The 20,842-nt window shown below is 59.3% G+C and carries 18 protein-coding genes and 2 pseudogenes; 8 read left to right on the top strand and 12 right to left on the bottom strand.

Translation table 11 applies throughout. The features are described from left to right. Positions 1-55: 55 nt before the first annotated feature. Positions 56-520 carry a GNAT family N-acetyltransferase gene (locus R1A29_RS17475; protein WP_438299051.1) on the bottom strand — a complete coding sequence of 155 codons (465 nt, stop codon included), beginning with the start codon at positions 518-520 and terminating at the stop codon, positions 56-58. A gap of 369 nt (positions 521-889) precedes the next feature. On the opposite strand from R1A29_RS17475, the gene R1A29_RS17480 reads away from it, so the two are divergent. From R1A29_RS17480 to R1A29_RS17500, 5 genes are all read left to right on the top strand, one after another. Continuing rightward, on the top strand, positions 890-1,234 hold the full coding sequence (locus R1A29_RS17480; protein ID WP_438302061.1) for a toxin: 345 nt from the start codon (positions 890-892) through the stop codon (positions 1,232-1,234). Further along, positions 1,231-1,545, top strand: a complete 315-nt coding sequence (locus tag R1A29_RS17485; protein WP_438299052.1) for a helix-turn-helix domain-containing protein — start codon at positions 1,231-1,233, stop codon at positions 1,543-1,545. The genes R1A29_RS17480 and R1A29_RS17485 overlap by 4 nt, the downstream gene beginning before the upstream one ends. A gap of 159 nt (positions 1,546-1,704) precedes the next feature. Further along, positions 1,705-3,030 (top strand): OprD family porin, encoded by a 1,326-nt coding sequence (locus tag R1A29_RS17490; protein WP_438299053.1) that lies wholly within the window; start codon positions 1,705-1,707, stop codon positions 3,028-3,030. A gap of 178 nt (positions 3,031-3,208) precedes the next feature. After that, entirely contained in the window at positions 3,209-3,892 is a 684-nt protein-coding gene (locus tag R1A29_RS17495) for an acyltransferase family protein (RefSeq protein ID WP_438299054.1), read from the top strand. Beyond that, positions 3,835-4,392 (top strand): hypothetical protein, encoded by a 558-nt coding sequence (locus tag R1A29_RS17500; RefSeq protein ID WP_438299055.1) that lies wholly within the window; start codon positions 3,835-3,837, stop codon positions 4,390-4,392. The genes R1A29_RS17495 and R1A29_RS17500 overlap by 58 nt, the downstream gene beginning before the upstream one ends. An 85-nt stretch (positions 4,393-4,477) precedes the next feature. On the opposite strand, the pseudogene R1A29_RS17505 reads toward R1A29_RS17500, so the two are convergent. The 5 genes and pseudogenes from R1A29_RS17505 to R1A29_RS17525 form a co-directional block, all read right to left on the bottom strand. After that, positions 4,478-4,809 (bottom strand): annotated as a pseudogene (locus R1A29_RS17505) (DUF2790 domain-containing protein). 67 nt (positions 4,810-4,876) lie between these two features. Further along, positions 4,877-5,077: a co-regulatory protein PtrA N-terminal domain-containing protein gene (locus tag R1A29_RS17510; RefSeq protein WP_438299056.1), complete on the bottom strand. Its 201-nt coding sequence runs from the start codon at positions 5,075-5,077 to the stop codon at positions 4,877-4,879. Positions 5,078-5,211: 134 nt separating this feature from the next. After that, positions 5,212-8,355, bottom strand: coding sequence for a CusA/CzcA family heavy metal efflux RND transporter (locus R1A29_RS17515; protein WP_438299057.1), 3,144 nt, complete (start codon positions 8,353-8,355; stop codon positions 5,212-5,214). A gap of 15 nt (positions 8,356-8,370) precedes the next feature. Then, a complete protein-coding gene (locus R1A29_RS17520) occupies positions 8,371-9,564 on the bottom strand; it encodes an efflux RND transporter periplasmic adaptor subunit (protein WP_438299058.1) in 1,194 nt (397 codons plus the stop codon). Positions 9,565-9,613: 49 nt separating this feature from the next. Continuing rightward, the gene (locus R1A29_RS17525; RefSeq protein WP_438299059.1) at positions 9,614-10,861 is read right to left on the bottom strand and encodes a TolC family protein; all 1,248 of its coding nucleotides are present in this window, start codon (positions 10,859-10,861) and stop codon (positions 9,614-9,616) included. A gap of 409 nt (positions 10,862-11,270) precedes the next feature. Between R1A29_RS17525 and R1A29_RS17530 the strand changes: the two genes are divergently transcribed. From R1A29_RS17530 to R1A29_RS17540, 3 genes are all read left to right on the top strand, one after another. After that, positions 11,271-11,945 (top strand): heavy metal response regulator transcription factor, encoded by a 675-nt coding sequence (locus R1A29_RS17530; protein ID WP_438299061.1) that lies wholly within the window; start codon positions 11,271-11,273, stop codon positions 11,943-11,945. Further along, positions 11,942-13,330, top strand: coding sequence for a heavy metal sensor histidine kinase (locus R1A29_RS17535; protein WP_438299062.1), 1,389 nt, complete (start codon positions 11,942-11,944; stop codon positions 13,328-13,330). The genes R1A29_RS17530 and R1A29_RS17535 overlap by 4 nt, the downstream gene beginning before the upstream one ends. A 473-nt stretch (positions 13,331-13,803) precedes the next feature. Further along, positions 13,804-14,682, top strand: coding sequence for an alpha/beta fold hydrolase (locus R1A29_RS17540; RefSeq protein ID WP_438299063.1), 879 nt, complete (start codon positions 13,804-13,806; stop codon positions 14,680-14,682). 43 nt (positions 14,683-14,725) lie between these two features. On the opposite strand, the gene R1A29_RS17545 is transcribed toward R1A29_RS17540, so the two are convergent. From R1A29_RS17545 to R1A29_RS17570, 6 genes and pseudogenes are all read right to left on the bottom strand, one after another. Then, on the bottom strand, positions 14,726-16,468 hold the full coding sequence (locus R1A29_RS17545) for an ABC transporter substrate-binding protein (RefSeq protein ID WP_438299064.1): 1,743 nt from the start codon (positions 16,466-16,468) through the stop codon (positions 14,726-14,728). Positions 16,469-16,515: 47 nt separating this feature from the next. Next, entirely contained in the window at positions 16,516-16,788 is a 273-nt protein-coding gene (locus tag R1A29_RS17550; RefSeq protein ID WP_039767461.1) for a DUF2160 domain-containing protein, read from the bottom strand. A 10-nt stretch (positions 16,789-16,798) separates the two neighbouring features. Further along, positions 16,799-17,599 (bottom strand): carbohydrate ABC transporter permease, encoded by an 801-nt coding sequence (locus tag R1A29_RS17555; RefSeq protein WP_438299065.1) that lies wholly within the window; start codon positions 17,597-17,599, stop codon positions 16,799-16,801. 9 nt (positions 17,600-17,608) lie between these two features. Further along, entirely contained in the window at positions 17,609-18,475 is an 867-nt protein-coding gene (locus tag R1A29_RS17560; RefSeq protein WP_438299066.1) for a carbohydrate ABC transporter permease, read from the bottom strand. After that, positions 18,472-19,580: pseudogene (locus tag R1A29_RS17565) on the bottom strand (ABC transporter ATP-binding protein). Before R1A29_RS17565 ends, R1A29_RS17560 begins: the two are co-directional and overlap by 4 nt. Further along, on the bottom strand, positions 19,580-20,674 hold the full coding sequence (locus R1A29_RS17570; protein ID WP_085712414.1) for an ABC transporter ATP-binding protein: 1,095 nt from the start codon (positions 20,672-20,674) through the stop codon (positions 19,580-19,582). Before R1A29_RS17570 ends, R1A29_RS17565 begins: the two are co-directional and overlap by 1 nt. Positions 20,675-20,842: the final 168 nt, after the last annotated feature.

The raw sequence follows: 20,842 nt of genomic DNA on the forward strand, positions 1-20,842 counted from the left end.
GGAATGGCTGCAAACAGGAACGGCACCTTCGGGTGCCGTTTTTGCGTTTATGCCATCACAGTTTCTTCACCATCGGAACGCAGGCCAGTTGAAGACCTGAAGGCGATTGATAAACCGCACTCCCCTCCCCGACGTAACCGCAGCGCCTGTAGAAATCGGCGGCATTCAAAGTCGCATCCAGGCAAACCTCTGCCACTCCCAGATCCCGTGCCAGCGCCTCAAGAAAGCTCAGCATCCGTTTACCCAGACCGCGCCGCATGAAATCCGGGTGGATGAAGATGGCGCCGACTTCACGATGCTCCAGATCGAGCATGCCGGTTGCCACCGGCTCACCCTCAACGTAACCCAGATAGAAATGCTTTTGCATGAGCGTGTCGTAACCGTCCTGCGCCGAGCCGTTTGTCCAGTCGAGCATCTGCTGTTCGCTGTAGGCACCGATGCATTGGTGACGGATCGCCAGTCGCCGGATCTCGAACGCTATCCAGGCATCCACCGGGTTGGCTCTTTTGATTTCGAACATTTCTCTCTCCATGAGCCATGTGCGGACAGGCAATGAAAAAGCCCCGTCCATTTCTGGCGGGGCTTTGGGTAACACGTCATTGACCAGACATGCATGACCCTATGGCCCGCCGGAAGCGGTCATAGCGGAGCACATCATGGTCATTCGGTGTTGGGCAGTCATGGCTGGATAGTGCTGCGGATTGTTCAGTCACGTCAATTGCAAGGTTCCTCCCTATTCAGTCGAATGCTCCCGCCATACTGGCCGATTCGTCCTACAGGTGTTTTTACGATTGATGACTACCGTTGAAAAGGGGGCGAAAAGGATGGCCTGGAGGCCTTGACCAATTCGATCATCGGGACAAAACTATACGTAGGTAGCGTACAGAACATGGATGCTCTTTTTATCGAATTACCCGCGTTCCAGAAACACCGGGACGATTACCTGGATGATGATCTGTTCCGCAGCTTTCAGTTGGAGTTGCTGAAAAATCCCGAAGCGGGCGATCTCATCGAAGGCACGGGCGGGCTGCGCAAAATCCGCTTCAGCGACCAACGACGCGGTAAAGGCAAGCGCAGCGGATTACGAGTGATTTATTACTGGTGGTCCGGTTTCGACCAATTCTGGCTGTTCACCGTGTACAGCAAAAACGAGCAAGACGATCTGTTGCCTTCCCAGAAAAGAGTCTTCAAACAGGCGCTGGATAAAGAAATCAACACGAGAACCCAAATATGAAACGTGACATTTTTTCCGAACTGATGGAGGGCCTTGAGGCTCTGGCCGACGAGCGCCAGGGCAAGGTCACCCTTCGCACCCACAAAGTCCAGTTACCAAAACTATTGCCGATCACGGCCGAGGAATTGGTTGCGATCCGCCAGCAACTCAACCTCTCCCGGTCAGTTTTCGCCATGTACCTGCGAACCAACACTCGAACCCTCGAAAACTGGGAACAAGGTCGAGCAACGCCAAATGCCCAAGCGACGACACTCATTCGACTGGTCGAGCGTTTTCCACAAACGATCGACCACCTTGCGGCTCTGACCTGACTTCCGGGATCTAACGAAATTGTAATCCCCCAATCACCTCCCCGTTATCCGCAGCCTGCAACGATGTCACCCGGCGACTCTCCCGGCGGGCCCTTGCCCGTCGAACAATAAAACCCACGCCGAAGCACGTTCCCGTTCTGCCGAACTCAGGAGTGATTGATGGTTAACAACACAAAAATATCGATGGCCGCTTTAGCAGTGGTCGTCGGTGCCGGGCCGTCCACGGTGTTTGCAGAAGACAAACCCGAAGGGTTTATCGAAGGCAGCAGTCTGACGGTGCTCAACCGTAACTTCTATTTCAATCGTGATCACCGCAACGGCCAGTCCAGCCCCACGGGCAATGGTTATTCCGAGGCCTGGGTCCATGCGGTCATCAGCAAGTTCGAATCCGGTTTCACCCAAGGCACCGTTGGGGTCGGTGTCGATGCGTTTGCCATGATCGGTCTGAAACTCGACACCGGTGACGGCCGCAACGGTGGCCGCAGTTCGTTCGATGTTTTGCCGGTCGACAGCGAAGGCAAAGCACGGGACGAATACACCAAGGTCGGTGGTGCGGCCAAAGTGCGGGCCTTCGATACGGTGGTGAAAATCGGCGATGTGTTCCCGGCCAACCCGGTGGTTGCAGCGGGTGATTCACGGTTGCTGCCGGAAAGCTTTCGCGGTGTGACGGCGACCAACACCAGCATCGAGGGGCTGTCGATCCAAGGTGGCCGGTTGCATGCGATGAGCCAGCCGGTGTCCAGCGACATGCGCGAAAACTTCGCGACCTTCTATGCCGGCCCGGTCAACTCGCCCTGGATCGCTTATGGCGGTGGCGATTATGCGCTGAACAAAAACCTCAGTTTCAGCCTGTACTCCAGTCGCCTGAAAGATGCCTGGAACCAGTACTACGCCGGCAGCGCCTGGACGTATCCGCTGTCGGATGACCTGTCGCTGTTCGGCGGCCTGAACTATTACAAGGCGGTCGATGAAGGCAAACAACTGCTCGGTAAATTCGACAACAACATCTGGAGCGGCCGGGTCGGCGTGAAACTCGGCGCGCATTCCGTTGCCCTCTCCCACCAGCGCAACAACGGCAACGACGACTTCGATTACCTGCGCCAGTCCGATTCGATCTTCCTCGACAACTCGATCCAGTACAGCGACTTCAACTCGCCCAAAGAGCGTTCTTGGATGGTGCGCTACGACCTCGACATGAGCACTTACGGCGTGCCGGGCCTGTCGTTCATGACCCGCTATGCCCGCGGCACCGACGCCGATTACTCCAACGCCAACGCCGTGTACATGCGCCGCGATGCCGAAGGCAATCCGCTGACCGACCAGAAGCGCTGGGAGCGTGACATCGAAGTCAAATACGTGGTGCAGAGCGGTTCGATGAAAGACCTGTCGCTGCGTCTGCGCCAGGCCACCACCCGCGCCACGGCATTCGAGTCGGATCTGGATGAAGTACGGGTGATCGTCGAATACCCGCTGGCGATTCTCTGAGTTTCACGAGCAACACACATTCACCTTTAGAAGCTCCTTGCTCCTTTGGTAAGAGGTGAATCCTTTGGCGTCCTTCGGGGCGCTTTTTTTTGCCTTGATAAAAGATCGTTTTCTTGACCGCACAGAGAGTGAACTGCCATCTTCGCCTGCGTTGAAAAACAAGAATAACGAGGGATTGATGAGTAACCGTAAAAACCTGGAAATCGAATACTTGAGAGGGGCCGCGGTTGTCATGACCTTCCTGTGTCACGTCACCATGATGCTGCCGTTCCATACCGATACCCTGCTGAGAATCTTCTCGATCTTCATGCCCTGGACCGGGGTCGATCTGTTTTTCTGCATTTCCGGCTTCGTCGTCAGCAAGGCCTATCTGGATTATTTCGACAACCATCGCGCGCAAGGTCAGTCTGGTCTGGCAACGGTGTGTTTCTGGTTGCGCCGTGCCTACCGCCTGTTGCCCACAGCCTGGCTCTGGATACTCGTGCCGCTGTTGTTTTCCATCGTTTACAACCAGTCGAACGCCTTTGGCTCGTGGTATGACAATCTGCGCAGCTTCACCGCCGTCGCGACCTTCAGCGGTAATCTGGGGATGCATTTCAACTCGCTGCTGGGCCCCAGCCCGCAATACTGGAGCCTGGCGCTTGAAGAGCAGTTCTACTTCGTATTCCCGTTGTTTCTGCTGTTTGTCACGTCCCCCGCTGGCGAATCATTGCCCTGTTCGCGCTCATTGCCCTGCAGTTCGGTATCGATCGCAACCCCTATCCCGACCCCGGAAGCATACTCACGCACTTTCGTCTGGATGCAATGCTCTGGGGAATTCTCCTGTGCCTGTTTACCCGAACCCGCCTCTATCGACAGATAGAACCTGTCGGGCTGGGTCAGGGAACGCTCAAACCGCTGCTGTGCACACTGTTCCTGCTCTACATGCTGGGTTCCGTCGCGATTCAGCTGATTGCCATGCCGATTGCAGTCGGTATCGTTGCGATCGTTGCGGTGCTGATTGTCTGGCTGGCGAGTTACCAGAAAGGCTACATCTACTGCCCGGTTTTCATGCGCGGTCTCATGCAGTGGCTCGGCTCACGGTCCTATGGACTTTACGTGATCCATGTTTTCACCAATCACTTGAGTACCGAAATCTGGACCCGTGTAGCCGCCAGTCAGGGCGTGCCCCTCGACGGGCGTTTTACCCTTGAGCTGTTGCTGACGTCGGTGGGGCTGCTGGTGGTGCTGAGCGAGCTCAATTACCGCCTGGTCGAAACGCCGCTGCGCCAGCGTGGAGCCGAAATTGCCCGCCGCAAACTCAGCCATGAAGCGCTCCCCGAAGCAGCCGGCACGAACACACAACCATTGCCGGTCAAATAGCCCGGAAACGGCGAAGCGCGGCAGACCCGAAAGTCTTCCGCGCACAGCCGTGATGACAGGCTGCACACCATGGCGGTGCGCAGCATCAGCCGCCACTGTTTCGGCAAACACCTGCCACGCTGTATTTGAGCGTATTGAGCTGCCCGTTCGAGTCTTCATAGGTCATCGCGGTGGGCACGACGTTGCAGGCCGGCTGCGGTTTCACCACGCTGACTATTTTCACCACGTCCAGCTTCATCCCGTATTCGTAGTCCTTCACCACCGGAGCTGCTTTGCCTCGTTCGGCCGCGTATTGCTCCATGGCCTTTGCGTTAGCGCTGAACGCGCGCTCGAAGGTTCGATCACCGCCCCCTCGGCCAGCACATTCAAGGACATCGTCATGACGCCGGCGAAGGCCATCCACTTGATCAACTTCATGTTTTCTCCTCCATAAAAAAAGCCCGACACCGGCATGCGACAGCGGGCTTGTCTCAGTGCCGCGGGCTCAAAGGTCCTGTGTGCTGTCGCCTTTTTTGTCATTGACGACAACGGGATCCCGGGCCTTTTCCTTGGCAACGAACAACTCCATGGAGCGGTCATTGTTGGTCATCATCCGGTCGAAAGTGCGGTCGCCCCCACCTTCGGCCATCGCCAGGGAAGACACCGCCAACGCCAACAAAAACGCACCGATCTGTACAGGTTTCATGTTTGATTCCTCATTTAAGTAACTGACGGGATCAAGGTAACAATCCGAACCTTTCGTGACGGTGGCGCCGAAATTACATATCCGTTATGTAGAAAGGCCCGCAATTGCGGGCCTGTTGTTAAAGCAAAAAATGACTAGGCAGCCTCTTCATCCCGGCGATGGGCAATCTGATACAGCGCCGGCAGGATCAGCAGCGTGAGAATGGTCGAGGACAGGATCCCGCCGATCACCACCGTCGCCAGCGGCCGCTGCACCTCGGCCCCCGTCCCGGTTGCCAGGGCCATCGGAATGAAGCCCAGGGACGCCACCAGTGCAGTCATCAACACAGGTCGCAACCGTGTCAGCGCGCCGACGTTGATCGCCTCGGACAGCGAACGCCCTTCCTCCCGCAGATTGCGGATGAACGCGATCATCACCAGGCCATTGAGCACCGCCACACCGGACAACGCGATAAACCCGACACCCGCCGAGATCGACAGCGGAATGTCCCGCAACCACAACGCCATGACCCCGCCAGTCAGTGCGAACGGAATCCCGGTAAACACCAGCAAACCGTCCTTGAGGTTGTTGAACATCATGAACAGCAACCCGAACACCAGCAGCAACGCCACCGGCACCACGATCTGCAAACGCTTGGCCGCCGATTGCAGTTGCTCGAACTGCCCGCCCCAGGTGGTCCAGTAACCCGCCGGCACCGGCACATCGCGCTCGATCACTTCGCCCGCCTCGGCGACGAACGAGCCGATATCCCGCCCGCGCACGTTGGCGCTGACGATCACCAGGCGCTTGCCGTTCTCGCGGCTGACCTGATTCGGCCCCAGCACCAGATCGAGGCTGGCGACGTCCTTCAGTGCAATGAAACCGATCTGACTGGCGGCATCACCACCCGCCGCGGGCACCGGAATCAGCAACGCCGACAACCCTTCGATGTCCTTGCGCATGGCGTCGGATAGGCGCACCACCATGTCGAAGCGCCGGTCGCCCTCGTACATCGTCCCGGCCTTCTGCCCGCCGACGGCCACCGCAATGGTGTCCTGCACATCGCCGACATTGAGCCCATAACGCGCCGCCTTGTCGCGGTCGATATTGATGGTCAGCACCGGCAGACCGGTGGTTTGCTCGACCTTGACCTCGGACGCGCCGTTGACCTTCTGCATGGCAGCAGCAATCTTCGCCGCCGTGGCGTTGAGCACGTCCATGTCATCGCCGAACACCTTGACCGCCACGTCGCTGCGCACGCCGGAAATCAGCTCGTTGAAGCGTAACTGGATCGGCTGCGACAGTTCATAGTTGCTGCCCGGCAACGTCGCGGCGGCCTGTTGCAGCTCGGCCATCAGGGTTTCCCGGGACTTGCCCGGATCCGGCCATTGGTCCTTGGGCTTGAGCATCACGTAGCTGTCGGAGATGTTTGGCGGCATCGGGTCGGAGGCGATTTCCGCCGTGCCGGTGCGGGCAAACACGCGCTCGACTTCCGGCACTTTATTAAGGATCAACGTTTCCAGTCGCTGCTGCATGTCCACCGATTGCGTCAGGCTGGTGCCCGGCACACGCAACGCCTGCAAGGCAAAATCGCCTTCGCTGAGACTCGGCACAAACTCGCTGCCCATGCGGCTGGTGACCACGCCACTGAGCACGATCACACCCAGCGCCGCGCCGACCGCCACAGCACGATGCGACATCACCCAGTTCAGCGCCGGTGCATACATGCGACGTGCGCCGCGCATCACCACGCCCTCTTCTTCCTTGACCTTGCCGGTCACGAACAGCGCAATCGCGGCAGGCACAAAGGTGACAGACAAGAGCATGGCGCCCAGCAACGCGATGACCACGGTGAACGCCATCGGATGGAACATTTTCCCTTCGACGCCGCTCAGGGCGAATATCGGCAAGTACACGACCATGATGATCAACTGGCCGAAAATCAGCGGTCGCCGTGCCTCTTTCGCTGCCGCGAACACTTCATGGAAACGCTCGGATCGGGTCAGCAGCCGCCCATGATGCTGCTGCGCATGGGCCAGCCGTCGCAGGGTGTTTTCGACGATCACCACTGCACCGTCGACGATGATGCCGAAGTCCAGCGCACCAAGGCTCATCAGGTTGGCACTGACCTTGTTACTGAACATCCCGGTGAAGGTGAACAGCATCGACAGCGGAATCACCATCGCGGTAATCAGCGCAGCGCGGATGTTGCCGAGGAACAGGAAGAGGATCGCGATCACCAGAATCGCACCTTCGACGAGGTTCTTCTTTACCGTAGCGATGGCCTTGTCGACCAGATGCGTGCGGTCGTACACCGGCACCGCGATCACGCCGTTGGGCAATGACTTGTTGATCTGTTCGAGCTTGGCAGCGACAGCCTGGGAAACCGTGCGACTGTTTTCGCCGATCAGCATGAACACCGTCCCCAGAACTACTTCGCGGCCATTTTCTGTGGCGGCGCCGGAGCGCAGTTCACGGCCAATACCCACGGTGGCAACGTTCTTGATGCGGATCGGCGTGCCGTCGACGTTGGCCATGACGATGTTGGCAATGTCCTCGGTGCTCGCCACTTGCCCCGGTGCGCGAATCAGCAATTGCTCGCCGCTGCGTTCGATGTAGCCGGCGCCGACGTTGGCGTTGTTGCGCTCCAGCGCCGTCACCAGATCGGTCAGGGTCAGTTTGTAGGCCGCTAGTTTTTTCGGATCGGGGGCAATCTGGTACTCCTTGGCAAAACCGCCGATGGTGTTGATCTCGGCCACGCCGGGGACGTTGCGCAGTTGCGGCTTGATGATCCAGTCCTGGATCACCCGCAGATCGGTCGGCGTGTAGGGCGTACCGTCATCTTTCAGCGCGCCCTCCCTGGTCTCGACCGTCCATAAAAAGATCTCGCCGAGCCCGGTGGAGATCGGCCCCATCACCGCCTCCACGCCTTCGGGCAATTGCTCCTTGGCGGACTGCAACCGCTCGTTGACCAGTTGCCGGGCAAAGAACAGGTCGGTGCCGTCCTTGAAGATCACCGTGACTTGCGAAAGCCCCGAGCGCGACAGCGAGCGGGTCTGCTCCAGCGCCGGAAGGCCGGCCATCGCGGTTTCAATCGGGAAAGTGATGCGTTGCTCGGTTTCCAGCGGCGAGAACCCGGCCGCGCCGGTGTTGATCTGCACCTGGACGTTGGTGATATCAGGCACGGCGTCGATCGGCAGTTTCTGATAACTGGCGATGCCGAGGCCGGCCATGAGCAGAACGGCGAGCAGCACGATGATGCGCTGCTCGATGGCAAACTGGATCAGGCGTTCGAACATGGGAGTCTTCCGCGATTAATGACTGTGCTCGGCCGAGGCTTTGCCCAGCTCCGATTTGAGGACGAAGCTGCCGGCGCTGGCGACTTGCACGCCCGGTTCCAGTCCGGCGGTGACTTCCACCTGCCCCGCCGCGCGACTGCCCAGTTCCACCGCTTGCGCCTTGAAGCCGTCGTCGGTGCGCACGAATACCGTGGGTTTGTCCTCGACAGTCTGGATCGCGTTTTCCGGTACGGCGACCTTTGCCTGACGGCTGTCGGTGGCGACCAGCGCAGTAACAAACAGGCCGGGGCGCCATGAGCCTTGCGGGTTTTCCAGGGTGACGCGCACAGTCGCGGTGCGGGTCTGTTCACCGAGCAGACTGCCGACGTAAGCCACGGTGCCGCTGACTTCAGCATTCAGTTCCGCCGCGCTGACGGTGACGGGTTTGCCGACTTGCACCTTGTTGAGATCTTTTGGAGAAACGCCGAAGGTGACCCACACCCGCGACAAGTCCGAGAGCGTGAAGGCCGCCGTGGTTTCATCGACCACTTCCCCCGGCGTCAGGTGTTTTTCCACCACCACGCCATCGAACGGCGCCCGCAGTTCATAGCGATTGCCGCCGGTGGCGACCACACTGCCGCTGAGCACGCTGATCTTTTGCCGGGCGTTGCTCACGGCAATTTCAGCCTCTTCCAGGGCCTGGCGCGCCTGGAGGAAATCCTGCTCGGCGGAGATCTTGTCCTGCCACAGTTTCTTCTCGCGCTCGAACGTCGTGCGCGCCAAGGTCAGCCGGCGCTGCGCGGCTGCCTGTTCGCTGCGCTGATCGGAAATCTGCTGACTGGCGATCACGGCCAGCAACTGACCCTTCTTCACCGACTGACCAAGATTGACCGACACCGACTCGACCACCCCCGGTACACGCGGCACCACATGGGCGGTGCGGTCCTCGTCGAAGCGCACTTCGCCGGGGAACGGCAAGCCAAGACTGATGCTTTGCGCCTTCGCTTCGGCCAGTTGAATCCCCGCGGCCGTGATCTGCTCCGCCGTCAATTCAATGTGTCCTTCTTCGCCATGCTCGCCTTCGGCAGCGGCGCCCTCTTCTGCGTGATCCGCATGTTCAGAGGCTTCATCGGCATGCGCATCGATGCCCGAGTTGCCCGCCCACATCGAGCCGATACCAATGCCCAACGCCAAGGTCGCCGCAGCGACCACGATCAGTTTTTTATCCATGGAAACTCCTCTGCGCCGTGCCGTCGCGCAGTGATCAGAAAATTGAAATTCAACGGCTGACGCCGAGGTCGCCGAAAATGCGTTCGATGCGGACCCGGGCGTCGGTCGCCTCGCTCACCGCCTGGATGTATTGGGTGCGGGCGCTGATCAGCGTGCGCTGGGCGTCGAGCACGTCGAGGAAGCCGAACTTGCCCATTTCGAATCCGCGAGTGGCGCTGTCGACCGCACTTTGTGCGGCAGGCAGGATGGTCCGGTCGAACGCCTGGATTTCGCCGTTGGCGGTCTGCCATTGCTCAAGGGTGGTCTGGATTTCCGTGCGCAGACGCAGCTCGGTGGCGTTGCGCAGGTCCCGTGCCTGATCGGCACGCCGCGCCGCCGCCAGCACATTGCCCTGATTGCGGTTGAACAACGGAATCGGCATCGACAGCCCGACCACGTTGACCCGCTCGCGCTCGGTTTCGCTGTACTGACTGCCGATGCTGACGGTGAGATCGGGAATCCGCTGGGACTTCTCCAGCCCCAGCGATGCCTCGCGCTGATCGATCTGCAATTGCGCCAGACGCAGCTCCGCCGTTTCATTCAGACGCTCAAGCAAACGGGTGGGCGGTGGTACGCCGGGCAGGCTTTGAGCAGCGCTTTGCACCGTGGTCGAAATCGGTAACGGTGCGCCCATGACCTGCGCCAGTTGCTGGTACGCATTGGCCTGATCACGCTCGGCGCGGCTCAGCTCCAGGCGTACTTCCGAGAGCTGTACTTGCGCCCGCGTGCCTTCCACCGGCGATGACTTGCCCGCCTCGATCCGCCCTTGGGCCACACGCAAGCCGTGCTCGGCGAGTTGTAGTGACTGACGGCTCAGTTGCAAACGTTGCTGCGCAGTTTGCGCACCGTTGAACGCCTGGATGACATCGGCGCGCAACGCGTTGCGCTTGCGCTCCAGCTCGAGGCCGGCGGCATCCTGCGCACGGCTCGCCACATCAATCCGCGCGCCACGCTTGCCGCCCAGCTCGATCGGCTGACTGAGCATCACCGTGGTGGTGCGCGACTGGCGCCGGGTGTCTTCGGCCTCCCACGAAACCTCTGGATTGGGGATCAGGCCCGCCTGTTTGCGGTCACCTTCGGCAATGCCGATTTCCCACTGCGCAGCCGCCAGATCCGGGTTACCCGCGAAGGCGGTTTGCAGGGCCTGATCCAGGGTCAGGGTCGATGCACTGGCAAGACCTGTACAGGCCAGCAACAAGAGGCCGCTGGCGGTTTTTTTCAGGCGTGAGCGCGCCGTCCGTTCTATTAAACCGGGCAATGGAAGACTTCCTTTAATCAAGAATCTTTGATTGCGCCACGGTAGGGTTTTGAACTTATCGACAAGGTGACTGGAAAATTACAAATCCGTTATCAACAGTTCATCGAAGTTGTTTTGCTCTAGGATTCCGGATTCGAATGGCGTTGTAGCAACACATGGAAACAAATACTGATTAGTTATCTGCCGAACAGCACTTGCCGAAATCGATGTCATGAAAAAACCGCTCTGCTGCTGCGACAGGCTGTCGCGGATAGCCGGTTTAAAGGGCTTGAACGTTGACTCTGTAGCCACTACAGCCTTTACCTTGCACGCCATCCAGTAACAGAAACCGTCCGGAAGACCTTACAAAAACAACAACTTTCCTGGCCACCTTAATTAAATATCCATTGAATAAAAGTGGTGATAGATCATGCGAATCCTTGTCGTCGAGGACGAGCTTAAAGCTGCCGAATACTTGCATCAGGGTCTGACCGAAAGTGGCTATATCGTTGACCTCGCCGTTAATGGCGCTGACGGTTTGCACCTGGCACAACAACAGGTTTATGACCTGATCATTCTGGATGTGAACCTGCCGGAACTCGACGGTTGGGGTGTGCTGGAACAACTGCGTCGCACGCACTCCACCCGGGTGATGATGCTCACCGCACGCGGGCGGCTGGCGGACAAGATCCGGGGCCTGGATCTGGGTGCCGACGACTATCTGGTCAAGCCGTTCGAGTTTCCGGAACTGCTGGCCCGGGTGCGCACCCTGATGCGCCGTAGCGAGAACATTCCGGTGCCGCAGGTGCTCAAGGTCGCTGATCTGGAGCTCGATCCGGGCCGTCACCGGGCGTTTCGTGGCCAGCAGCGCATCGACCTGACCACCAAGGAATTCGCCCTGCTGCACCTGCTGATGCGCCAGTCCGGTGAAGTGCTGACTCGCACCCAGATCATATCGCTGGTGTGGGACATGAACTTCGACTGCGACACCAACGTGGTCGAGGTCTCGATCCGCCGCTTGCGAGCGAAGATCGATGACCCGTTCGACAGCAAGCTGATCCACACCCTGCGCGGCGTCGGCTATGTGCTGGAGGCACGGGAATGAAGCCGGCCAGCCTGTCGCTGCGACTGGGCCTGACCGTCAGCATTCTCGGTGCGCTGCTGGTGGTGTTCCTGGCGATCCTCGCGTATTTCGCCCTGACCCATGAACTGAACGCGTTGTCCCGGGACAGCCTGGAAAAGAAGATGGCGCAGGTCGAGCACAGCCTGTCGCTGTACGTCGATGCCAATGAGGTCAGTGGCAAGCCGCACATTCTGCTCGATCAGGTCATGGGGCATGACAACCTGACGCTGACGATTTATGACCGGGGCAATTTGCGCTCGCCATTGCTCAAGTCCGGAACAGGATTGACGGACCCACGGGTTGAATTGAAAGCGGTGCGGGTGACGACCGATCAACTGACTTACACCGACAGCGCCGATGCTGAAGGCGCAAAGTTTCTCACCGCCTCGAAGCTGATTCGTCTGAAGGACGGCAGCAACGTGCCGGTGCTGTTGTCGATGGATAACGCCCACGACCAGGCGCTACTCAGCGCCTACCTGCGCTCGACGCTGATGGCCTTGCCGTTGCTGCTGGTGTTCATCGGCCTCACCGCGTGGGGTGCGGTGCAGCGCGGACTGGCGCCACTGCGCGAGTTTCGCAAGGTGGCGGCCCAGGTGACCACCCAGGACCTCAACCATCGGATGTCAGTGGTGAACATGCCCCAAGAGCTCAGCGAACTGGCGCAAGGCATCAACGTCATGCTCGATCGCCTGGACAGCGGCGTGCAACAGTTGTCGCAGTTCTCCGATGATCTGGCCCACGAACTGCGTACGCCGATCAACAACCTGATGGGCAAGGCGCAGGTCACGCTCTCGCGAGAGCGCTCGGTCGAGGACTACAAGGACGTGTTGGTATCGTGCACTGAGGAACTGGAGCGCGTCGCGCGGATTGTCTCGGACATGCTGTTTCTGGCCCAGGCCAGTCAGCCGATGGCGCACGCGTCGTTCGAATCGATTGCACTGGAAGAAGAGGCGTTCCGGGTAGCCGACCTGTTTTCCCTGTCGGCGCAGGACAGGCAGATCCATCTGAAGGTGGTCGGCAGCGCGCAGGTATCGGGTGACCGTTTGATGATCCAGCGGGCGATATCGAACTTGCTGTCCAATGCCCTGCGCCACTGCCCGCCCGGCAAAACCGTTTCGCTGTTCATTGAACAGTCACCGACACACGTGGCACTGCGGGTCAGCAATCCCGGCGCGGGTATCGAAGCGCAGCACTTGCCACATCTGTTCGACCGTTTCTATCGGGTCGACAGCAGCCGCACCCGCTCACAGGGCAGCACGGGACTGGGGCTGGCCATCGTGCGCTCGATCATGAGCCTGCATTCAGGCACCGCGCAGGTGCAAAGCCGTCCAGGGGCGATGACGGTTTTCAGTCTGGGTTTTCCCTAGTTGCGGAAAAGCACTAAAACCTTCAAGCAGATTTGTGCGGTGTTTTCTCAATCTCCATCGGAAAAATCACCGCACACATCCGCCATAAATCTTCGCAAACCTATCAGTGCGAATTTGCGTCGACCTAGCGATGAAACGTCTTACGAAGGCATGAAACAAAACCTTGTTGAAAACTAATGCATCGTCGCTTCGCTCGCGTTCAGCCACCCCGTACTACCCCACTAAAACAAGCCTTTGTGTCGGTCGTGGCGTGTCCAATCACGATTTGTCAGTAAGTATCTCGACGCTCCCAAAAACCGCGAATGGAAACCTCCGGACATCTTTGACCTCATCATCGCTGTGCTTCTAGATTCGGCGCCTGCTTGAAACCGTTCACTCACCAGACAACCAGGAAACACACACCATGAGCGCCATTGGATGCATGAACACAAACCCGATCCATAAACCCGTTATCACCTGACGGCCGACTCAGCATGACTTTTTCCCTGCAAGGCAGAGGCTTTTATCCAACCGACGACGGTCATCAACTCTATTGGGAACGGCATGGGATCACTGGGGGCGAACCGGTGTTTTTCCTGCATGGAGGCCCCGGCGGGCGAATCAGCCGCCATCACCTGGAATTCTTCGACCTGCGCCGTTTCGACATCATCCTGTTTGACCAACGCGGTTGCGGGCGCTCGACGCCTTACGGCGAATTGCGCGACAACACCACAGGCCTGTGTGTCGAAGACATCGACGCTCTGCGCCAGCATTTCGGCTTCGAAAAGATCAGTGTGCTCGGCGTTTCGTGGGGCAGTTGGCTGGCAATCCAGTATCAGCAGCGCTATCCGCAGCACCTGCTGAAAACCACACTGGTTTCGGTTTTCGTACCTTTTACAGCCAATGTCCGGGCGTACGACCGGGCACTCAATGAGGGGCCGGTACAACTGCCGCAAATCGTGTCACGCCATCGCGCCCGGGATATCTTCCGGATACTCGGCGAAGGCTGCCCGTTGCAACAGCGCGTTGCCGCCATCGAATGGCTGAATGCTGTTCTGCGCCGCACGGGCCAGACGGTTTGCCCCGGCACACTGGAGAGCTTCGTCGATCAGGAAGCGGTACTCGCCGTCCGTCTGGAATTGCATTACCACCTTCAAGGCTATTTCTTTCAGCCAAGGGACCAGAGACTGACCCTCGACGACAACACCCTGCTGATCCAGGGCGTCCGCGATACCTTCGGCATGGCCAGCGTGCGCTGGCTCAGACAACGTATGGACATTCACTGCCGACTGCTGCATGCCGGGCACAACGCCTTCGAAAGCGCCATCCTCAAAACCGTGCGCCGGGCGGTGAAACGTGAAATCGAGGGCTGAAAAAAACGGCACCCGAAGGTGCCGTCCTGTCCCGCAAAAACGCTTACTTGCGTGCCGCCTCCCACGACTTGAGCAGTTCGTTGTAGCTCACGGTCTCGCCTTTCGGTTTCTCGTTGGCCAGTTTCGGCTTCGGTGCACCCGGTTGGTCGAACCAGTATTGCGCATCGCGCTCGGGGTTCATTTTCGGCGCGCAGGTGGCCTGGGCCTTGGAGCGTTCCAGACGGGTCATGATCGCGTCCTGATCCTTGGCCAGGCCGTCGAGCGCCTGTTGCGGGGTCTTGTCGCCGCTGGCAGCTTCGGCGATGTGGCTCCACCACAGTTGCGCCAGACGTGGATAGTCCGGTACGTTGGTGCCGGTCGGCGTCCATTGCACCCGGGCCGGGCTGCGGTAGAACTCGACCAGACCGCCGAGTTTCGGTGCCAGGTCGGTCATGGCTTGCGAGTTGATGTCCGACTCGCGGATCGGCGTCAGGCCGACGATGGTTTTCTTCAGCGACACGGTTTTCGAGGTCACGAACTGCGCGTACAGCCAGGCCGCGAGTTTCTGTTTCTCAGGCGTGGATTTCATGAAGGTCCAGGAACCCACGTCCTGATACCCCAGCTTCATCCCCTCTTCCCAGTACGGTCCGCGTGGCGACGGCGCCATCCGCCATTTCGGCGTGCCATCAGCGTTGACCACCGGCAGGCCCGGTTTGGTCATGTCGGCAGTGAACGCGGTGTACCAGAAAATCTGCTGAGCGATGTTGCCCTGGGACGGCACCGGGCCGGACTCGGAGAAGGTCATGCCTGCCGCTTCCGGTGGCGCGTAGGCCTTGAGCCAGTCGACGTATTTCTGCGTGGCGAATACCGCCGCCGGGCCGTTAGTGTCGCCGCCGCGGGTCACGCTGGAACCCACCGGGTGGCAGTCCTCGACGCGGATGCCCCACTCGTCCACCGGCAAACCGTTGGGCAGGCCCTTGTCGCCGCCACCGGCCATGGAGAACCAGGCATCGGTGAAGCGCCAGCCCAGCGACGGGTCTTTCTTGCCGTAGTCCATGTGCCCATAGATGCGCTTGCCGTCGATTTCCTTGACGTCTTCACTGAAGAATTTGGCGATGTCTTCATAGGCGGACCAGTTCACCGGCACGCCCAGGTCATAGCCGTATTTTTCCTTGAACCTGGCTTTCAGGTCGGCACGTTCGAACCAGTCGGCGCGGAACCAGTACAGGTTGGCGAATTGCTGATCGGGCAATTGATAGATCTTGCCGTCCGGCGCGGTGGTGAAGGAAATGCCGATGAAGTCCTTGATGTCGAGGGTCGGCGAGGTGAAGTTCTTGCCTTCGTTGGCCATCAGGTCGGTGATCGACTCGGTCTTGCCATAGCGAAAGTGCGTACCGATCAGGTCCGAGTCGTTGACCCAGCCGTCATAGATGTTCTTGTCCGACTGCATCACGGTCTGCATTTTTTCCACGACGTCGCCTTCCTGCAGCAGGTCGTGAGTGAGCTTGATCCCGGTGATTTCGCTGAAGGCCTTGGCCAGCACCTTGGATTCATATTCGTGGGTGGTCAGAGTTTCCGAGACGACCTTGATGTCCATCCCTCGAAACGGCTCGGCGGCCTTGATGAACCACTTCAGTTCCTCAAGTTGCTGCTCCGGTGTCAGGGTCGACGGCTTGAACTCGGCGCCGATCCATTTTTTTGCCGCGTCTTCGTACGCATCGGCCCAGGCGGTTGCGCTCAAACCGCTGAGTGCCAGCATGGCTGCCAATGAAATGCTATGTCGCAGCTTATTGTTTTTGTCGAACATAGAGACCTCCTGTTTAAGTTCTGGAGCACGATTGCCGAGCGATTCGACTAGCCCCAACGCATCACAGCCAACAGCCACACCAGGGACAACGCGGACGCTACCCAGATGCTCCAGTCGGTCACGCCGATCACCAGCAGATGCAGGTAGGCGCTGCCGAGAAGACCGATGAACAAGCGATCGCCACGGGTGGTGGCAATCGGCAGAAACCCGCGCCGCAGGATGCTCGGCGAGCGCAGTTCCCAGGTGGTCATGCCCACCAGAATCAAGCCAATCACGATGAAAAACGCCGCCGTCGGGACGGTCCAGCTCATCCATTCCATCATCAGTTCCTCAGACCCGGCCCAGGGCAAAGCCCTTGGCCACGTGGTTGCGAACAAACCAGATCACCAGCATGCCCGGCAGGATGGTCAGCACCCCCGCCGCCGCCAGCACGCCCCAGTCGATGCCGGACGCCGACACCGTGCGTGTCATCACCGCCGCGATCGGCTTGGCGTTCACCGACGTCAGCGTGCGCGCCAGCAGCAGTTCGACCCAGGAAAACATGAAGCAGAAAAACGCCGTCACCCCGATCCCGGAACCGATCAGCGGGATGAAAATTTTCACGAAGAATTTCGGGAAGCTGTAGCCGTCGATGTAGGCGGTTTCATCGATTTCCTTGGGCACGCCGGACATGAATCCTTCGAGAATCCACACCGCCAGCGGCACGTTGAACAGGCAGTGCGCCAGCGCTACCGCGATGTGGGTATCGAACAGGCCAATCGACGAATACAGCTGAAAGAACGGCAGCAGAAACACGGCCGGCGGCGCCATGCGGTTGGTCAGCAGCCAGAAGAACAGGTGTTTGTCACCGAGAAAGCGGTAACGGGAAAACGCGTAAGCCGCCGGCAATGCCACGCTCAGGGAAATCACCGTATTCAGGCTCACGTAGTACAGCGAGTTGAGATAACCGGTGTACCAGCTCGGATCGGTAAAGATCACCTTGTAGTTGCGCAACGTGAAATCCTGGGGAAACAGCGTCAGGCCGCCGAGGATTTCGGTGTTGCTCTTGAACGACATGTTCAGCAGCCAGTAGATCGGCACCAGCAGGAACAGGATGTAGAGCAGCAGCGGAACAAGCTTTCTTTTGCTCATGGCCGGGCCTCAGCGGTTGGCATCGTTGTGGGTCATGGCGGTATAGAACAGCCAGGACACCAGCAGGATGATCAGGAAGTACACCAGCGAAAAGGCTGCCGCCGGCCCCAGGTCGAATTGGCCTACGGCCATCTGGGTCAGCGTCTGACTCAGAAAGGTCGTGGCATTGCCCGGCCCGCCGCCGGTGAGCACGAACGGCTCGGTGTAGATCATGAAACTGTCCATGAAGCGCAACATCACCGCGATCAGCAGCACGCTCTTCAGTTTGGGCAACTGGATGTGACGGAACACCGCCCAGGCCGAAGCCCGGTCGATCCGCGCCGCCTGGTAATACACATCGGGAATCGCCCGCAGCCCGGAGAAACACAGCAGCGCCACCAGCGACGTCCAGTGCCACACGTCCATCACCAGCACCGTGACCCACGCATCCATGGTGTTGGCCGCGTAGTTGTAGCTGATGCCCATGGCATTGAGGCTCGATCCCATCAAACCGATATCGGCGCGGCCGAAGATCTGCCAAATGGTGCCAACCACGTTCCATGGAATCAGCAGCGGAATCGCCAGCACGATCAGCACCACCGAGGACCAGCGGCCCTTGGTCGGCATGGTCAGGGCGATGGCGATTCCCAGCGGAATTTCGATCAGCAGCACGCACGCCGAATAGATGAACTGGCGCAGCAACGAGTCATGCAGACGCGGATCAAGCAGCACCTGCTTGTACCAGTCGGCGCCGACGAAGTAGCGGCTGGACTGATCGAAAATGTCCTGCACCGAGTAATTAACCACGGTCATCATCGGGATCACCGCACTGAAGGCCACCAGCAGAAACACCGGTAACACCAGCCACCAGGCCTTGTTGTTCTGCACCTTGTTCATGGCCGCACCTCTTCGCTGGCTTCGAGCAGGAATTCATCGGCGTAGACCATCAGCCACTGCGCCGGAAAGCTGATGTACGCCGTGCCCTGGGGCACCGGTTTGTCTTCGGCCAGACGCACTTTCAGCGGTGCGCCGTCCAGATCCAGGGTCATGATCTTGTAGGTGCCAAGGTCTTCGACGTGTACGACCCGCGCCTGCATCGCGTCATCGAACGGCTCGTCCCACACATGAATGAACTCGGGGCGGATGCCGACCTTCAGATTTTTCCATTGGCCGTGTTCGATATGGCGTTGCAAGGCGTCGGACAGCGGCAGGTGGGTCGAGTTGAAACCCACCCCGCCCGGTTGCGGCTGCACCTCGATCAGGTTCATTCCGGGGCTGCCGATGAAGTAGCCGACAAAGGTGTGGCTCGGGCGCTCGAACAATTCTCGGGGGTGCCGAACTGGACGATCTGGCCGCCGTACATCACCGCAATCTTGTCGGCGAAGGTCGAGGCCTCCAGTTGATCGTGGGTGACGTAGACCATGGTGATGTTGAATTGCTCGTGAATCTGCTTGAGCTTGCGCCGCAGTTTCCATTTCAGGTGCGGGTCGATCACCGTCAGCGGCTCATCGAAGAGGATCGCCGAGACGTCGTCGCGCACCAGGCCACGGCCCATGGAGACTTTCTGTTTTTCGTCGGCGGTGAGGTTGCGTGCTTTCTTGCCCAGCAGGTTTTGCAGGTCGAGAACCTCGGCGATTTCCTGCACTTTGCTGTGGACTTTGGCCTCGGCCATGCCCTGGTTGCGCAGCGGAAAGGCCAGGTTGTCGAACACGGTCATGGTGTCGTAAACCACCGGGAACTGGAAAACCTGGGCGATGTTGCGCTTCTCCGGGGTCAGGTCGTTGACCGCTTTGCCGTCGAACAGCACATGACCCTGGGACGGGCTGAGCAAGCCGGAAATGATGTTGAGCAAGGTCGACTTGCCGCAACCCGACGGCCCGAGCAAGGCATAGGCGCCGCCCTGCTCCCAGATGTGGTCCATCTCGCGGATGGCGTAGTCTTCCGGCCCGCTCGGACTTTTGCTGTAACTGTGAGCAAGGTGCTGCAAACGGATTTCGGCCATCAGGCAACCCTCGCGACACGCCGGCCCGGCGCCTGCACCAGACGGCCCTGCGCATCGAACACAAACAGTTTATGGGTCGGGATATAGATGCGGATCGGCGCATCGACGTCGTATTCGTGAACGCCGGGCAAGTGCAGCACCAGCAGGAAATGCTCGTTGCGCACGTGCAGGAAGGTTTCCGAACCGCTGATCTCCGCCACCTCGACGGTCACCGCCAATTCGAGGTCGTCGTCGTTGCTCGGCACCAGCGAGATGTGGCTGGGGCGCACGCCAAAACGGAACTCGCCCTCGCCCACCGGGCGCAGGTCGACGTTTAACGGGAAGTGCACGAAGTTGGCGAAACTCACTTCGTTACCGGCGATGCGCCCCGGCATCAGGTTGATCGGCGGCTCGGAGAACAATTCCGCCGCCAGCACCGTTTGTGGCTGGTGATAGACCTCGGTCGACGGGCCGCTCTGGATCACCCGGCCTTCGTGAAGAATGGTGGTGGTACCGCCCAGCGCCAGCGCTTCGTTAGGCTCGGTGGTGGCATAGATGGCGATGGTGTGGCGCGCCTTGAACAGCTCGCGCATTTCCTGACGCAGTTCTTCACGCAGTTTGTAGTCGAGGTTGACCAGCGGCTCATCGAACAGGATCAGCTCCGCATCTTTCACCAACGCCCGGGCCATGGCGGTGCGCTGTTGCTGACCGCCGGACAGCTCCAGCGGATAGCGTTTCAGGAATTTCTCGATGCGCAGCATCTTCGCGGTGTCCTGCACCTTGCTCTGGATCTGCTCGTTGGAGATCCCGGCCTGGCGCAGCGGCGAGGCGATGTTTTCAAACACCGTCATGGTCGGGTAGTTGATGAACTGCTGATACACCATCGACACGTTGCGCAGACGCACCGGGCGCTGAGTGACGTCGACACCGTTCATCAGGATCCGGCCGCTGTCGGGCTTGTCCAGACCGGCCATCAGGCGCATGAGGCTGGTCTTGCCGGACAGCGTGCGCCCGAGCAGGACGTTGAAGGATCCGGCTTCGAATTTCAGGTTCGCATCATCGATCCAGGTCTGGCCCTCGACGGTGCGGCTGACGTGCTCCAGGGTGAGTGACATGGCTCGGCCTTTTTTATTATTGGAGTCAAGCGACGTGTCAACAGAGCGACATTCGTGCCAGAAATCCCAAGCCGTTGATTCGCCGCAAAAATCGCTGAAAACGCGAGCAAACCACCTTCATTGCTGAACACATTTGAACAGTTCAACGATTGACAATGAACAATAGTG

The sequence above is a fragment of the Pseudomonas sp. NMS19W genome, assembly GCF_051554255.1.
Lineage (GTDB): Bacteria > Pseudomonadota > Gammaproteobacteria > Pseudomonadales > Pseudomonadaceae > Aquipseudomonas > Aquipseudomonas kribbensis.

Excerpts from the sequence above, each read along its gene's own strand:
- R1A29_RS17475 (WP_438299051.1), bottom strand. The coding sequence starts at position 520 with ATGTTCGAAATCAAAAGAGCCAACCCGGTGGATGCCTGGATAGCGTTC.
- R1A29_RS17480 (WP_438302061.1), top strand. The coding sequence starts at position 890 with ATGGATGCTCTTTTTATCGAATTACCCGCGTTCCAGAAACACCGGGAC.
- R1A29_RS17485 (WP_438299052.1), top strand. The coding sequence starts at position 1,231 with ATGAAACGTGACATTTTTTCCGAACTGATGGAGGGCCTTGAGGCTCTG.
- R1A29_RS17490 (WP_438299053.1), top strand. The coding sequence starts at position 1,705 with ATGGTTAACAACACAAAAATATCGATGGCCGCTTTAGCAGTGGTCGTC.
- R1A29_RS17495 (WP_438299054.1), top strand. The coding sequence starts at position 3,209 with ATGAGTAACCGTAAAAACCTGGAAATCGAATACTTGAGAGGGGCCGCG.
- R1A29_RS17500 (WP_438299055.1), top strand. The coding sequence starts at position 3,835 with ATGCTCTGGGGAATTCTCCTGTGCCTGTTTACCCGAACCCGCCTCTAT.
- R1A29_RS17510 (WP_438299056.1), bottom strand. The coding sequence starts at position 5,077 with ATGAAACCTGTACAGATCGGTGCGTTTTTGTTGGCGTTGGCGGTGTCT.
- R1A29_RS17515 (WP_438299057.1), bottom strand. The coding sequence starts at position 8,355 with ATGTTCGAACGCCTGATCCAGTTTGCCATCGAGCAGCGCATCATCGTG.
- R1A29_RS17520 (WP_438299058.1), bottom strand. The coding sequence starts at position 9,564 with ATGGATAAAAAACTGATCGTGGTCGCTGCGGCGACCTTGGCGTTGGGC.
- R1A29_RS17530 (WP_438299061.1), top strand. The coding sequence starts at position 11,271 with ATGCGAATCCTTGTCGTCGAGGACGAGCTTAAAGCTGCCGAATACTTG.
- R1A29_RS17535 (WP_438299062.1), top strand. The coding sequence starts at position 11,942 with ATGAAGCCGGCCAGCCTGTCGCTGCGACTGGGCCTGACCGTCAGCATT.
- R1A29_RS17540 (WP_438299063.1), top strand. The coding sequence starts at position 13,804 with ATGACTTTTTCCCTGCAAGGCAGAGGCTTTTATCCAACCGACGACGGT.
- R1A29_RS17545 (WP_438299064.1), bottom strand. The coding sequence starts at position 16,468 with ATGTTCGACAAAAACAATAAGCTGCGACATAGCATTTCATTGGCAGCC.
- R1A29_RS17550 (WP_039767461.1), bottom strand. The coding sequence starts at position 16,788 with ATGGAATGGATGAGCTGGACCGTCCCGACGGCGGCGTTTTTCATCGTG.
- R1A29_RS17555 (WP_438299065.1), bottom strand. The coding sequence starts at position 17,599 with ATGAGCAAAAGAAAGCTTGTTCCGCTGCTGCTCTACATCCTGTTCCTG.
- R1A29_RS17560 (WP_438299066.1), bottom strand. The coding sequence starts at position 18,475 with ATGAACAAGGTGCAGAACAACAAGGCCTGGTGGCTGGTGTTACCGGTG.
- R1A29_RS17570 (WP_085712414.1), bottom strand. The coding sequence starts at position 20,674 with ATGTCACTCACCCTGGAGCACGTCAGCCGCACCGTCGAGGGCCAGACC.